Genomic DNA, 13,980 nt, shown 5'->3' with positions numbered 1-13,980 from the left:
GCTTGCCGGGCTGGTGTCGGGTACAATCGCGCCTTGTTCGATTGGCAACTTCGTATTCGATAGACGGCCGTGAAGGGCGATTGATGGCAAAGGCAGCCGCCAAGCAAACCAAAGCCAGTAAAGCAGGGCCCAAGCCCAGTGCCAAGGCGCGTGAACAGAATACGCCGCCGGCGCCGCAGAGCCGCTACCGCCAGCGTCTGGGCCGTCTCATGCGCGAAGCGGTGCTGTTTGGTGCGGCTGCGATCACGCTGTTTCTGTTGGCCGCTCTGGTTTCCTACAGCCCGCGCGATCCGGGCTGGTCCGGGCTGGGCGATGGCACCGCCATTCGCAACCTGTTCGGCGCGCCCGGGGCATGGTTCGCCGATGTGTTGCTGAGCCTGTTCGGCTATCTCGGCTTCATCTTTCCCTGGCTGGTGCTTTACGGCGGCTGGCTGGTGTTCGCCAACAGCGAGCGTGAACGAAGCGACGTGTTTTCCCGCAGCATTCGTGCGGGGGCGCTATTGCTATGGCTGGTGTCCGGCTGCGGTCTGGCCTGGCTTGCCCTGGGCGACCAGAACGCGGCCATGCCCCAGGGCAGCGGCGGTATTCTGGGCGCGGCCAGCGCGGGCGCGATCGCCGGGGTGATCAACAAACTCGGCGCGGCCTGGCTGCTGATTACCGTGTTCGTGATCACCCTGTCCGTGGGGCTGGGGTTTTCCTGGCTGGTAGTCACCGAACGCACGGGTCATTTCGTGCTGACGATACTGCAGGGCGGCTTTACCGAAACGCTTGATCGCCTGCGCGCCTGGCAGGCCAACCGCGCCGAGCGCAAGGCCGCCGAACCCGCGAAGCCGGCGGCCAAGGAGAAGAAGAAATCGCGCGTCGCGCCGTCGCTGGATAACGGCGATAGCGCGCAGCACGCGCCCGTGCCGGCGCCGGCGGCGAGCGGAGTCCAGGTCAAGAAGCCGAAGAAGTCGATCAAGGCGAATCAGCTGGATCTGCCGATCGAAGAGCATGTGGACGTACCGACTTACGATCCCGAGCGCGACAGCCCGATTCCGCCGACCGCGCTGCTCGATCCGGCGCGCGAGAGCAAGAACGACCAGGACGAGAGCGTGCTCCAGCGCATGTCGGAGCAGCTCGAACAGCACCTCGCGGACTTCAACGTCCAGGGCAAGGTCGTTGCGGTCGAACCAGGCCCGGTCATTACGCGCTTCGAGCTGGATCCGGCACCGGGCGTGAAGGTCAGCCAGATCTCGAATCTCGCCAAGGATCTGGCGCGGGCGATGTCCACCACCAGCGTGCGCGTGGTCGAGGTCATCCCGGGCAAGTCCGTGGTGGGCCTGGAAATCCCGAACGCCGACCGCGAGATCGTGGCGCTGCGCGAGATTCTGGAATCGCCGCTCTACAGCGGTAACAAATCGCCCCTGACCATGGCGCTGGGCAAGGATATCGGCGGCAATCCGGTCACGGCCGACCTGGGCAAGATGCCGCATCTGCTCGTCGCCGGTACCACGGGCTCGGGCAAGTCGGTGGCGGTCAACGCCATGATCTTGTCGATCCTGCACAAGGCCACCGCCGAGCAGGTTCGCCTGATCATGATCGACCCCAAGATGCTCGAGCTGTCGGTCTACGAGGGGATTCCGCATCTGCTCGCCCCCGTGGTCACCGACATGAAGGACGCGGCCAACGCGTTGCGCTGGTGCGTGGGCGAGATGGAGCGCCGCTATAAGCTCATGGCCGCGCTGGGCGTGCGGAACGTGGCCGGCTACAACACCAAGGTACGCAAGGCGATCGAGGCCGGCACGCCCATCGAGGACCCGATTCTCAAGAACGCGCAGTCCAACGATCAGGCCGAGGCCGGTGACGAGGTGCCCACCCTCGAACCCATGCCCGCGATCGTGATCATCGTCGACGAGCTGGCCGACATGATGATGGTGGTCGGCAAGAAGGTCGAAGAGCTGATCGCCCGTATCGCCCAGAAGGCGCGTGCCGCGGGCCTGCACATGATTCTGGCCACGCAGCGACCGTCGGTGGACGTCATCACCGGCCTGATCAAGGCCAATATCCCCACGCGTATCGGCTTTCAGGTGGCCTCCAAGATCGACTCCCGCACCATTCTCGACCAGCAGGGTGCCGAAAGCCTGCTCGGCCACGGCGATATGCTCTATCTGCCGCCGGGTACGGGCTTCTCCACCCGTGTCCATGGTGCATTCGTGGACGACCACGAAGTCCACAAGGTGGTGGAATATCTCAAGCAGGTGGGCGCGCCGGACTATATCGACGAGATTCTGGAAGGCGGTGGTGCCGACGGCGAGGGCGGCGGCGACGACGAGGAAGATGCCGAGGCCGATCCGCTTTACGATCAGGCGGTGGCGATCGTCACCAAGACGCGCAAGGCCTCTATTTCCTATGTGCAGAGACGCCTGCGGGTCGGCTACAACCGCTCCGCGCGGCTCATCGAACAGATGGAGAACGCGGGCATCGTCAGCGCGGCCGAGGGCAGTGGCGGCCGGGAAGTACTGGCACCGCCGCCGCCGGAGGACTGAATTTTCGCGGACGTCGGTCGATCTGTTCCGCAATCGGCACGGGGCGCAGAGTTCAGGCTTGATTCATGGCTGCGGCCTAGCATGCTCTAAACATCCTTCGCCTCTTACATATCCATCAAGGAGAGCGCTGCAATGCCTGTGCGCCGAATTCTCGTTGCCTTCGTCCTGCTTTGTGCCGCGGTAAGCGCGCACGCCGACGGCGTGGGCGATCTCGAAGCCTTCTATAACAACGTCGACAGCCTGTCCGCCCAGTTCGAGCAGGAGCAGAAGGACGACAGCGGGCAGATGCTGCAACAGGCCAGCGGTACGTTCCTGCTGTCGCGTCCGGATCGTTTTCGCTGGGAATACACCGCGCCCTACAAGCAGGTGATCGTCAGTGACGGCGAAACGTTCCGCTTCTACGACGTGGATCTGGCTCAGGTCACTATTCGCAGTATCGATGCCACCCTGCAGGCCACGCCGGCGCTGTTGCTCACCGGCGGCGCGGCACTCGAAGACGCATTCAATATCGCCTCGGCTGGCCAGCGCGACGGCATGAGCTGGGTGCGTCTGACCCCGCGCGCCGACGATACCGATTTTCAGGAAGTGCGCCTCGGCCTCAAGAATCAGGTACCCAGCGTCATGGAGCTGGACGATAACCTGGGCCAGACCACACATATCCGGTTTACCGATATAGAACTCAATCCGAAGCTCGATGCATCGCGATTCACGCTCGATATTCCCGATGACGTGGAAGTGGTCGACGGCCGCGGCATGAACGGGCAGGGCCGGTAGTGCCCATCCTGCGCCAGGACTATGCGTTGGGTCGGCTCTGGCTCGCGCTCGGGCTGTTCGGCTGCGGCGTACTCGTCTACGCCTGCCTGATGCCGAACCCGCCGCAGGCCCAGGTGCAGCATTTCGACAAGTTCGAGCATTTCGCTGCATTTGCACTGCTGTCGGGCTGGTTCGCCAACCTCCTGGCGCCGCACTATCTGCGCGTCATCGTGACCATGGTTTTGTTTGGCGCATTCATTGAAGTCGCGCAGTCATTCACGCCCTATCGAAGCGCGGATTGGCACGATCTGATGGCCGATGCCTTTGGCGTGGTCGCGGGTGTAACACTTGCACGCCTTGGGGCAATGCGCTGGCTGGGGTATCTTGACGCGCGTGTCGCAGCAAAAACAGATCAACCTCGATAGCCCTGGAGCCAGCGCGGGCCGCCCGCTGGCGGACCGCATGCGTCCGGCGCGTTTGTCGGACTATGTCGGCCAGACGCATATCCTGGGGCCGGACAAGCCGCTTGCCCGTGCGCTGGCGGCCGGGCGTATCCATTCCATGATCCTCTGGGGCCCGCCGGGCACCGGCAAAACCACGCTCGCACGCCTGCTCGCCGCCGAAGTCGATATCCGCTTCGTGCAGATATCGGCGGTGATGGCCGGGGTGAAGGATATTCGCGCTGCGGTGGCGGAAGCCCGCAAGGCGCGCGAAGTCGAAGGCCGCGGTACGTTGTTGTTCGTCGACGAAGTGCACCGCTTCAACAAGGCCCAGCAGGACGGGCTGCTGCCCTATGTGGAGGACGGCACCGTGGTGCTCGTGGGCGCGACCACCGAAAATCCCTCGTTCGAGGTCAACAACGCGCTGTTGTCGCGTACGCGCACCTACGTGCTGCGCGCACTCGAGCCGGGCGTGGTGCGCGAACTTATCGACCGTGCGCTCGCCGATGGCGAACACGGCCTGGGCGAACGCGAACTGGACATGTCGGCGGAACTGCGCGACCAGCTGGCCGCCCGTGCCGACGGCGATGCCCGCCGGGCATTGAACCTGCTCGAGCTGGCCGCGGATATTGCGGCCGGACGCGACGATGGGCGCGGCGAAATCACCCAGGCCGATCTCGACGAGGTGCTGCGTGAAGGGCTGCGCCGCTTCGACAAGGGCGGCGACTATTTCTACGACCAGATGTCGGCCTTGCACAAGAGCGTGCGTGGCAGCGACCCCGACGCCACACTCTACTGGCTGTCGCGCATGCTCGAGGCCGGCTGCGACCCGCGCTACGTGGCACGGCGGGTCACCCGCATGGCCAGCGAAGACATCGGCAACGCCGACCCGCGCGCGCTGCGACTCACGCTCGATGCCTGGGACACCTACGAACGCCTGGGCTCGCCGGAGGGCGAGCTCGCCATCGCCCAGGCCGCGGTCTATCTAGCCTGTGCGCCCAAGTCGAACGCGGTGTACATGGCGTTCAACGCCGCCTGGCGCGATGCGCGCGAGCACGGCACGCTGGAAGTGCCGATGCACATCCGTAACGCGCCCACGAAGCTCATGAAAGACCTCGGCTATGCCGAGGGCTATCGCTATGCCCATAACGAGGCGGACGGCTATGCCGCCGGCGACAGCTATCTACCCGAAGAATTGGCCGGCACGCGCTACTACGAGCCGGTGGCCCGCGGCCTGGAAATCAAGATCGGCGAAAAGCTGGCGCGCCTGCGCGCGCAGGATGCCCAGGCACCGCAACGCGTAAGCCGCAGCCATGCGCAGGGCACGTCGGACCCTGGCGAAAACCGCTAGCCAGGATCTGATTATTCTCCCGGCCCACGAATAGATCCTTGAATGAATCATTCTTGAGTTGATAGCGCGCGTATGCGAGGGCACGCGCGCCCCGGCCGGCGCCGTTAAGCCACTCTAAGAGAAGACGGACACATGCCGGCGTTTCTTTCGATGGCGTTGAAAACAGCTGCCGCAGCCAGCCGTTCTGCTGCGGATTGATACGCCCTGTATCGGCTCGATTTCGCAGTCTTCCCGGAACGTTTGGGCCGCGCCTGGCCGCAGTTGCCGACCATCGAGGCTTCGCCGAGCACCGCGCGATTCAAAAGCGACTAGATTAATTTTCGCTTTGGCCGATACAGGAATCAACGTACGTCGCCTGCCGGTCGCGCATTGATTCGCAACCACCGTACCCAGCACCGCCCGCGCCTCGCGGGCAGCGGGGCGCCGCGATTTTTGCGCAAAACGTTCGTCCGGCGGTGCCGATATGTCGTATCTACAGGTTCCGATATCCAAGGATTGCGTTTTAATGTCGGCAGACCCAAGCAACGCCACCGATATTCTCTTCGCGCGACAGCCGATCTACGATCGCGATGCGACGCGCCGCGGCTTCGAGCTACTGTTTCGCCAAAGCGCCAGCGCCTTGAGGGCGCCCGTCGTTTTCGACGGCGAAGCGGCGACCCGCAGCGTTCTGATCAATGCCTTTTCGGATGCCGATATCGATGTCGTCTGCGAGGGCAATCCGGCGTTCGTGAACTTCACCGAACAGACGATCGCCGAGGATCTGCCATTCGACCCCGCGTTTCTGGTGGTGGAAGTGCTCGAAAGCGTCAACGCCACGCCTGTGGTGTTCGAGGCGCTGACGAACCTGCGCCGTTTGGGCTTCAAGATCGCGCTCGACGACTATACCCGGCCCGACGCGGACCATCCGCTGTTGTCTTATGCCGATATCGTCAAGCTCGAATATCCGGCCTACTCGACCGCGTCGCTCGCGCAGGCTATCGAGGCGCTGCGCACGCAATATCCGCAGCTCACGCTTCTCGCCGAAAAAATCGAGACGCATGAAGACTTCGAGCAGTGCCGCCAACTCGGCTGCGATCTGTTTCAGGGCTATTTTCTGGCGCGCCCCGAGGCCGTTTTCGGCCGGCCATTACCTGCCGCGCATGTCCGAATTCTCAAGCTGCTCGCCCGCCTGAATGATCCGAATGCCGGTATCGACCAGATCGGGCGTACCGTAAGCGAGGACCCCTATCTGAGCCTGCGGGTGCTCAAGCTCGTCAACTCATCGCTGTTCGGTATGGCACGGGAGATCACCTCGCTCGACCGGGCGATTCTTGCCCTGGGTCTGAATCGACTGCGTGCCTTCGCAAGCCTGCTGGCCTTGTCCGGTCTTCAGCGCAAACCACTGGCCCTGCAATACATTGCCATCAGCCGCAGCTTTATCTGTCAGACGCTCTGCGAGCATCGGGCCGGCTGCGACGGCCCGATGGGGTTCATGATCGGGCTGTTGTCGTGTCTGGACGCATTCACCGATCGGCCACTCGCCGAGGTGCTGGCCCAGGCGCCTTTCGACCCCAAGATCGTGACGGCATTGCTCGATCGCCAGGGCCCGCTGGGCGTCATTCTGGATGCCACACTCGCACACGAACGCGGCGAACTGGAGCAGGTGCCCTGGGCTCGGCTCCAGGCCTTGGGTATCGAGCCCGAAACGTTCATGGCCGCGTTCCGGCAATCGGTAGCCACCGCGCATCAACAAATGCAAATGTTTCATTAGGGCGTGTCGTCATAAGATATGACGTCGCATTGCCCGCGCCGGGCGTGTCGGGCAAGGCGCGGGCCGCCGAGCGTGGCGGGCCACGGTAATGCTCGCAACGCGGCATGGCGCGTCCGCCGCGGGCAACCCCAACGAATAACGATCGGTCGACGGCCAAGCCCCGGCAATCCTGCGTTATCGCTCGCTTACGTGGAACGACCACGCGACGCTCGCGATGCCTTGTCTTGCCGCGGCTTGGCCGCCGATGCGCCGCCTTATCTTATGACGACACGCCTTGGCACCTGTTAACGCCAATGAAGTCGTCGCGCCGCGCTCTTATCCGTCGTTTCTTTCAATAGCGTCACGACCGTTGGCCGTGGCGCGCGTGCTGGCGTACACGCGCGTTATCAACCCGAACGACCATAGATTTCCATGTCGGGCTCACAACATGGGTTATTGCGTATCTTGCTCGATAATACGCCGGGCGACTTCGTTGAGGTCGGCGCCGACTATATCCGGTGCTTCGCCCACCGGGTTGATGGTCTGACCGTTGCGGGCGACGAATGCACCGGCACAGCCGGCACGTATCGCGCCGGTTATATCCCAGTCGTGCGCGGCGATCATGCGTAGAGAAAACAGGTCGCAGTCCAGCGCCTGCGCGGCGACCGCATAGGCGGCCGGGTGCGGCTTGTATTTGCGCGCATGGTCGACCGACAACACGTGGTCGAATAACGATGCGAGCCCGGCGTTCGCAAACTGCTGATCGACGGTTTTCTGGGCGGAGTTGGTCAGGGCGACGAGTTTGAATCCGTGGTCGCGAAGGGTTGCGAGCGCTTCGGGTACTTCCGGGCAGGGCGCCAGCTGGGCGATGGTGTCGAACACCCGTTGCTTGTCTTCGCTGACGAGTTCCTCGGTTCCGGTCATGGCATCCAGACAGGCATCGGCGAGTTGGCTGAAGTCGCGATATTCGCCGGTCAGCGTCGTAACGGTGGACCAGTGCAACAGGTTTGCGAACCAGCGCTCGCGCGCATCGGCGCGGCCGAACAGCGATTCAAAGACCGGATCCAGCGGTGCCAGATCAAGCAGGGTTTCGTTTACGTCGAAAACGAGATGGCGGTATGGCATGGGGATCATTAGCGAAGCATTATATTGCGCGCAATAGTACGGGCACTACTGCGACATTGCGAGATGAAACGCTAAAAGCGCCGTAATCGCATTGGACGGTTTGAAAAGACATATTTTCCTGCGCGCGTCTCCGGGTCGGCGAGGCCCTGCCAGCCTAAGGCGAGATACGGCTGGCGACGGTTTTCTCTTCTTTACGGCGTAGGTATGAAGCGCGTATGTCGTTTATGATCACGACATCGATCGTCGCCGACCGGTGCGGGGTATGGCGGCCTACTCTTCAGAGGCGCGATGAAAGTTCTAATTGCAGATGACCATCCCTTGTTTCGTTCTGCGCTGAGCCAGGCGGTCAAGCAATGCCTGGACTCGCCGGTGCTCGAAACCGTGGGTTCGTTCGACGAACTCAGCGATATGTTGAAACACAACAGCGATCTGGATCTGCTGCTGCTGGATCTGAACATGCCGGGCGCACGCGGTTATTCGGCCCTGGTGCATGCGCGCAGCGTGGCGCCGGCATTGCCGGTGATCGTGGTCTCGGCTTACGAGGATGCGGGTGTCGCCCGCGCAGCGCTGGATCATGGTGCGGCCGGCTTCATCCCGAAATCGGCATCGCCAGAGACGATGGCGCACGCGATCGATACCGTACTGGCCGGCGATCGCTGGGCGCCGGAGGCGGTCGATGAAGTACCCAACAGCGATAACGAATTCACCGATAAACTGGCGCTGCTCACGCCGCAGCAGCAGCGGGTACTGGTCATGCTGACCGACGGCCTGCTCAACAAGCAGATTGCGATCGATCTGGATATTTCCGAGGCAACGGTGAAAGCGCATATCACCGCGATTTTGCGCAAGCTGGGTGTGCATACCCGCACCCAGGCCGTTATCGCCGCGCGCAGCCTGGAAATCGACTGGGCAAGCTACGGTCGAAGCGCGCCGGGGGCACCGAGCAACGGCGAGGCCTGAGCCCGGGCCTCAAGCACGGGCAAGCATGGCCAGCGTGGCCCGCAGCTTCGCCGGTTCCAGCGGCTTGTAAAGCACGCTTACGCCCATGGCCCGGGCGCGGTCGACGATCGCGCGATCGCGGTTGGCGGTAATCAGAAGACAGCGCAGATCGCGCACCTCGAGCAGGCGCGCGGCCAGCTCCAGGCCGTTCGGGGTGTTGCTGCCCAGATCGAAATCCAGCACCGCGATCTCGATATCCAGGTCGGTGGCCACCGCGGCCGCGTCCTCGGCGGGCGCGCTGATGCATTCGGCCTGCCAGCGTTCGAGCAGGCCGGTGAGCGCATCGAGTGATGCGTTGTCGTCATCCACGCATAGAATCTGACAGCCAGCCAGCGCCTGGGCTTCGTCGGCAGGATTGAGCACACGGCTTTGGGTATCGGTATCGTCGCCCGGCGCCACGCGTTCCACCTCCAGACAGAACAGGGTGCCGTGGCCGAGCTTCGAGCGTACCTCGATACGATGGCCAAGCAAACGCGCCATGCGATCGGCCAGCGACAGGCCCAGGCCGAGGCCACGATCGCCCGAGACGGCGGTCGAAGCGCCGCGCGAGAATTCTTCGAAGATCGTGCCCAGTTGTTCGTCCGCGATCCCGGGGCCGGTATCCCAGATCTGTATGCGCACGTGATCGCGGCTGCGACGTACGCCCAGCAGCACGCGGCCCTGCGGGGTATAGCGTACGGCGTTGGAGAGAAAGTTCTGCAGAATACGGCGTAGCAGGGCGGGGTCGGAGCGCACCCAGCAACTCGACGTCACGCTGTGCAGATCCAGGCCTGCCTCCTGTGCCAGTACGGAGAACTCGGCGGTGAGCGGGTCGAGCACGCGCGTCAGCGCAAAGGCGCGCGGGCTGACATCCCATGCGCCGGCATCGATCTTGGATATATCCAGTAGCGGCTCGAGCAGCGACTGCGCCGCCTCCAGTGATGTCTGGATATGGGTCAGTGCCTCGTTCTGGTCGGCATGACCGCGTTCTCGAGCCGTGGCGGCGAACAAGCGCGCGGCATTGAGCGGCTGCAGCAGATCGTGGCTGGCAGCGGCCAGAAAGCGGGTCTTGCTCAGGTTGGCGCGTTCGGCCTCGCGGCGTGCCTGCTGGGCTGCCTGTTGGGCCGCGGCGCGTTGATCGTTTTCCCGGCGTAGCCCTTCGTTGGCGCGGCTGAGGGCCGCGGTGCGTTCGGTCACGCGGGCTTCGAGCTGTTCGTTGGCCCGGGTCAGCGCGGCCTCGGTGCGCTTGAAGGCGGTGATGTCGTTGAAGGTGGTGACAAAGCCGCCGCCAGGCATGGGGCTGCCGGTCATCTGCAGCACGGTGTCGTTATGTCGGTGCCGTTCGAAGCGATGCGCGCGGCCTTCGCGCATATGGGCAAGGCGCTTGCGCACATGTTCTTCGACCGGACCCGGGCCGCATTCCCCGCGCATGGCATTGAAGCGAATCAGATCGGCCACCGGGCGGCCGGTGCGTACCAGCCCGGGCGGATATTCGAACAGCTCGAGATACCGCGTATTCCAGGCCACCAGCCGCAGATCCTGATCGATCACGGAAATGCCCTGTTCGATATTTTCCAGGGCGGCCTGCAATACGCTGCGGTTGAACTGTACCGCGTCGGCGGTACGGTCGATCAGACGCACCATGTCCTCGATCGCCAGATCGCGCTGGCGTAGCCCGGAGGCGAGCATGAGCCGTGCCGAGGCGCTACCCACCACGCCGGCGAGCCGGCGTTCGGCGAACTGAAGCAAATGCGCGTCCACGAGCTGATTCGACAGAATTTCGCGGTCGTGGTTGCCGGCATATTCGTTGAGCGCGGCATGCGCGGCCTGCACGCCGAGAAAGCGCTGCAACAGCACTTCCAGCTCGGCGACGCGGATCGCCGGCTGGCGGGTCTCCGTACGCCGACGCTGGGCCCGCTGCAGGCCGAGATCGACGAAGGCGATGGCCTGGGCGCGTTCGATGAGGCTGGTCGAGCTGTTGAGCGATACGCCGGTCATGACGACGATATCGACCAGCAGGATCCAGAACACGCCGTGGGTGAGCGTATCGCCGAAGTCGTAGCCGAAAAGCGCATGCGGCGTGAGCCAGCTGATATGGAACGGCCCGGTGGCCACCCAGCCGGCATCCAGCCAGCCCACCGCGGCCAGGTTGGGCAGTACCAGCGTATAGATCCAGACGCCCAACCCCGCGGCCAGCCCTGCGACGACCCCGCGCCGACCGATGGCGCGGATGTACAGCCCGCCGATCAGCGGCGGCAGAAACAGCGCGACGCCGGCGAAGGACAGCAACCCGATGGATGCAAGGGCCTCCGAGTTGCCGAACAGGCGGTAGCAGCACCAGGCCAGAAACAGAATCAGCACGATCAGCCCGCGCCGGATATGCAGCAGCGCGTTGCCGATATCGCGGCGACCGATGAAGCCTAGGCGCGGAATACGCAGTATCAGCGGAACCACGACTTCGTTGCAGAGCATGGTCGCCAGCGTCACCGTGGCCATGATCACCATGCTGGTGCCCGCCGATACACCGCCGATATAGGCGGCCAGGGCCACGCCGGGCGCGTCGGCCGCCAGCGGCAGGGCGAGCACGAAACGATCGGGATTGACCTGGCCCGGTTCGAACAGCACCAGGCCGGCAGCGGCCAGTGGAATCACGAACAGCGACATCAGCAGCAGATACAGCGGAAACAGCCAGCGCGCCGTATTCAGGTCGCGAGTGTCGGTGTTTTCCACCACGCCGACGTGGAACTGGCGCGGCAGGCACAGCGTGGCGCCGACGGCGAGGATGCAGGTGGTTGCAAAGCGGGCATCCAGCAGCGGCGCGTCGAACAACTGGTTGAACTTGTCGATTTGCCCGGCTTGAGCGAACAGGTCGCCCAGGCCGTTGAACATGCCGTAGACCACGAACAGGCCCACGAACAGAAAGGCAGCGAGTTTGACCACCGACTCGAAGGCAATCGCCAGGATCAGGCCCTGATGCGACTCGCGCGGGTTCACGTGCCGGGTGCCGAAGAAAATGGTGAACACGGCCATCAACACCGCAACATACAGCCCGGTATCCACCCAGGGCACATGCGGCTTGGCGTCGGCGTTGGCTATCTGTGCGCCCTGCGTGAGGGTATAGAACGACATGGTCAGCGCTTTGAGCTGCAAGGCGATATAGGGCAGCACCACGAACAGGGCGATGCCCGACACCAGCGCCGCCAGCCCCTGGGACTTGCCATAGCGCGCGGCGATGAAGTCGGCGATCGATGTCGTGTTCTGTTGCTTGGCGATGAGCAACATCTTGCGCAGGATCGGTGACAGCACCAGCAACGCGAACATCGGCCCGACATAGATGGGCAGATAGGTCCAGCCGTGCGTTGCCGCGCTGCCGACGTTGCCGAAAAACGTCCACGACGTGCAGTAGACCGCCAGCGACAGCGCATACACCACCGGGCGTGAGCCCGGGCGCTTGTTCGCCCGGCCGCGGCGGTCGCCGAAGTGGGCGATCGCGAACAGGATGCCGATATAGACGATCGAGCTGGTAACCAGTATCCAGGCGCTTATGATGACGAATTCCCCCGCGGCCGCTGGCGGCCGTCTCTATTCGGATCGGTTGGGGCTACGGTGGCCCATGCAGCTTGCCGCCGACGGCTGTCAGGCTGCAGGCGGCGGCTGTGCCCCATATAATGCCGCGCAAATCCAATGACGACGACGTTATGCTCGACTCCCGTCTGCTTCGCAACGATCCACAGGCCGTCGCGGCGGCGCTGAAAAAGCGCGGCTTCGATTTCGACGCCGCGGCCTATGCCGATCTCGATGCGCGCCGCAAGACGCTGCAAACGCGCACCGAAGAACTGCAGGGCGAGCGTAATCGGCGATCCAAGGCGATCGGCAAGGCCAAGGCTGCCGGCGAGGATATCGAACCGCTCAAGGCCGAGGTGGGCGATCTGGGCGACCAGCTCGATGCGGCCAAGGCCGAACTGGAAACCATCCAGGACGAACAGGATGCCATTCGGGCTGGGCTGCCCAATCTCGTCGCCGACGACGTGCCGGTGGGCGCAAGCGAGGACGACAACGTCGAAACCCGTCGCTGGGGCGAACCGCGCGCCTTCGATTTCGAAGTGCGCGATCATGTCGAGATCGGTGAAATGCTCGACGGCCTGGATGCAGCCACGGCCGCCACGCTCACCGGCGCGCGCTTTACCGTGCTCCAGGGCGGCGTGGCTCGGCTGCACCGGGCGTTGATCGCCTACATGCTCGCCACCCATACCGCCAACGGCTATACCGAGTTGAACGTGCCCTACATCGTGAACTCGAAATCGCTGTATGGCACGGGGCAGCTGCCGAAGTTCGGGGACGATCTGTTTCGTCTGGCCGAGCCCGAGGACTATTACCTGATTCCCACCGCCGAAGTGCCGATGACCAATATCGTGGCCGACGAGATCGTCGAGCACGATCGGCTGCCGTTGAAGTTCGTCACCCATTCGCCGTGCTTTCGCGCCGAAGCGGGCGCGGCCGGGCGCGACGTACGCGGCATGATTCGTCAGCACCAGTTCGAAAAGGTGGAAATGGTCAACGTGGTCGCACCGAGTGAATCGGCCGCGGCGCTGGAAGCGCTGACCGCCAGCGCCGAGTCCATTCTGCAGGGGCTTGCGCTGCCGTATCGCGTGGTCACGCTCTGCACCGGCGATATCGGCTTTGCCGCGGCCAAAACCTACGATCTGGAAGTGTGGCTGCCGAGCCAGAACACCTATCGCGAGATTTCCTCGTGCAGCAACTGCACCGATTTTCAGGCCCGGCGCATGGGCGCACGCTATCGCGACCCGGAAACCGGCAAGCCGGTGCTGTTGCATACGCTCAACGGTTCGGGGCTTGCCATCGGGCGCACGCTCGTGGCCGTGCTGGAGAACTACCAGAACGCGGACGGCAGCGTGGATATTCCGACCGCGTTGCAGCCCTTCATGGGCGGGGTAACGCGTATCGAAGCCTGATTCGTCATGGATGGCGTGCGCGCCTGCACCCGCTTCCGGGTGCGGGCAGGCGTGTCGGTCGACTACAGACCGACTCGGCTATGTGTGAAACGCGGCTGGCTGA

The 13,980-nt window shown here is 63.8% G+C and carries 9 protein-coding genes; 7 read left to right on the top strand and 2 right to left on the bottom strand.

What is annotated here, in order from left to right:
• Positions 1-83 precede the first annotated feature (83 nt).
• From C84B14_RS03555 to C84B14_RS03535, 5 genes are all read left to right on the top strand, one after another.
• Complete coding sequence (locus C84B14_RS03555) at positions 84-2,528, top strand: DNA translocase FtsK (RefSeq protein ID WP_353221899.1); 2,445 nt, start codon at positions 84-86, stop codon at positions 2,526-2,528.
• A 132-nt stretch (positions 2,529-2,660) separates the two neighbouring features.
• A complete protein-coding gene (gene lolA, locus C84B14_RS03550; RefSeq protein ID WP_353221897.1) occupies positions 2,661-3,302 on the top strand; it encodes an outer membrane lipoprotein periplasmic chaperone LolA in 642 nt (213 codons plus the stop codon).
• A gap of 89 nt (positions 3,303-3,391) precedes the next feature.
• The gene (locus tag C84B14_RS03545) at positions 3,392-3,706 is read left to right on the top strand and encodes a VanZ family protein (RefSeq protein ID WP_353221895.1); all 315 of its coding nucleotides are present in this window, start codon (positions 3,392-3,394) and stop codon (positions 3,704-3,706) included.
• Positions 3,675-5,072, top strand: coding sequence for a replication-associated recombination protein A (locus tag C84B14_RS03540; RefSeq protein WP_353221893.1), 1,398 nt, complete (start codon positions 3,675-3,677; stop codon positions 5,070-5,072). The genes C84B14_RS03545 and C84B14_RS03540 overlap by 32 nt, the downstream gene beginning before the upstream one ends.
• A 505-nt stretch (positions 5,073-5,577) precedes the next feature.
• The gene (locus tag C84B14_RS03535) at positions 5,578-6,822 is read left to right on the top strand and encodes an EAL and HDOD domain-containing protein (protein WP_353221891.1); all 1,245 of its coding nucleotides are present in this window, start codon (positions 5,578-5,580) and stop codon (positions 6,820-6,822) included.
• 432 nt (positions 6,823-7,254) lie between these two features.
• Here C84B14_RS03535 and C84B14_RS03530 read toward each other — a convergent pair whose 3' ends face one another.
• Positions 7,255-7,926: a haloacid dehalogenase type II gene (locus C84B14_RS03530; protein WP_353221890.1), complete on the bottom strand. Its 672-nt coding sequence runs from the start codon at positions 7,924-7,926 to the stop codon at positions 7,255-7,257.
• Between the two features lie 288 nt (positions 7,927-8,214).
• On the opposite strand from C84B14_RS03530, the gene C84B14_RS03525 reads away from it, so the two are divergent.
• Positions 8,215-8,886, top strand: coding sequence for a response regulator (locus tag C84B14_RS03525; protein WP_353221888.1), 672 nt, complete (start codon positions 8,215-8,217; stop codon positions 8,884-8,886).
• A gap of 9 nt (positions 8,887-8,895) precedes the next feature.
• Here C84B14_RS03525 and C84B14_RS03520 read toward each other — a convergent pair whose 3' ends face one another.
• Positions 8,896-12,336, bottom strand: coding sequence for a PAS domain-containing hybrid sensor histidine kinase/response regulator (locus C84B14_RS03520; protein ID WP_353221886.1), 3,441 nt, complete (start codon positions 12,334-12,336; stop codon positions 8,896-8,898).
• A 266-nt stretch (positions 12,337-12,602) separates the two neighbouring features.
• On the opposite strand from C84B14_RS03520, the gene serS reads away from it, so the two are divergent.
• Positions 12,603-13,877, top strand: coding sequence for a serine--tRNA ligase (gene serS, locus C84B14_RS03515; protein WP_353221884.1), 1,275 nt, complete (start codon positions 12,603-12,605; stop codon positions 13,875-13,877).
• The last annotated feature ends 103 nt before the right edge of the window (positions 13,878-13,980 follow it).

Source organism: Salinisphaera sp. C84B14 (assembly GCF_040361435.1).
Lineage (GTDB): Bacteria > Pseudomonadota > Gammaproteobacteria > Nevskiales > Salinisphaeraceae > Salinisphaera.
Note: the sequence above shows the minus strand (reverse complement) of the source record. Positions and strands in the feature narration are given on the sequence as shown.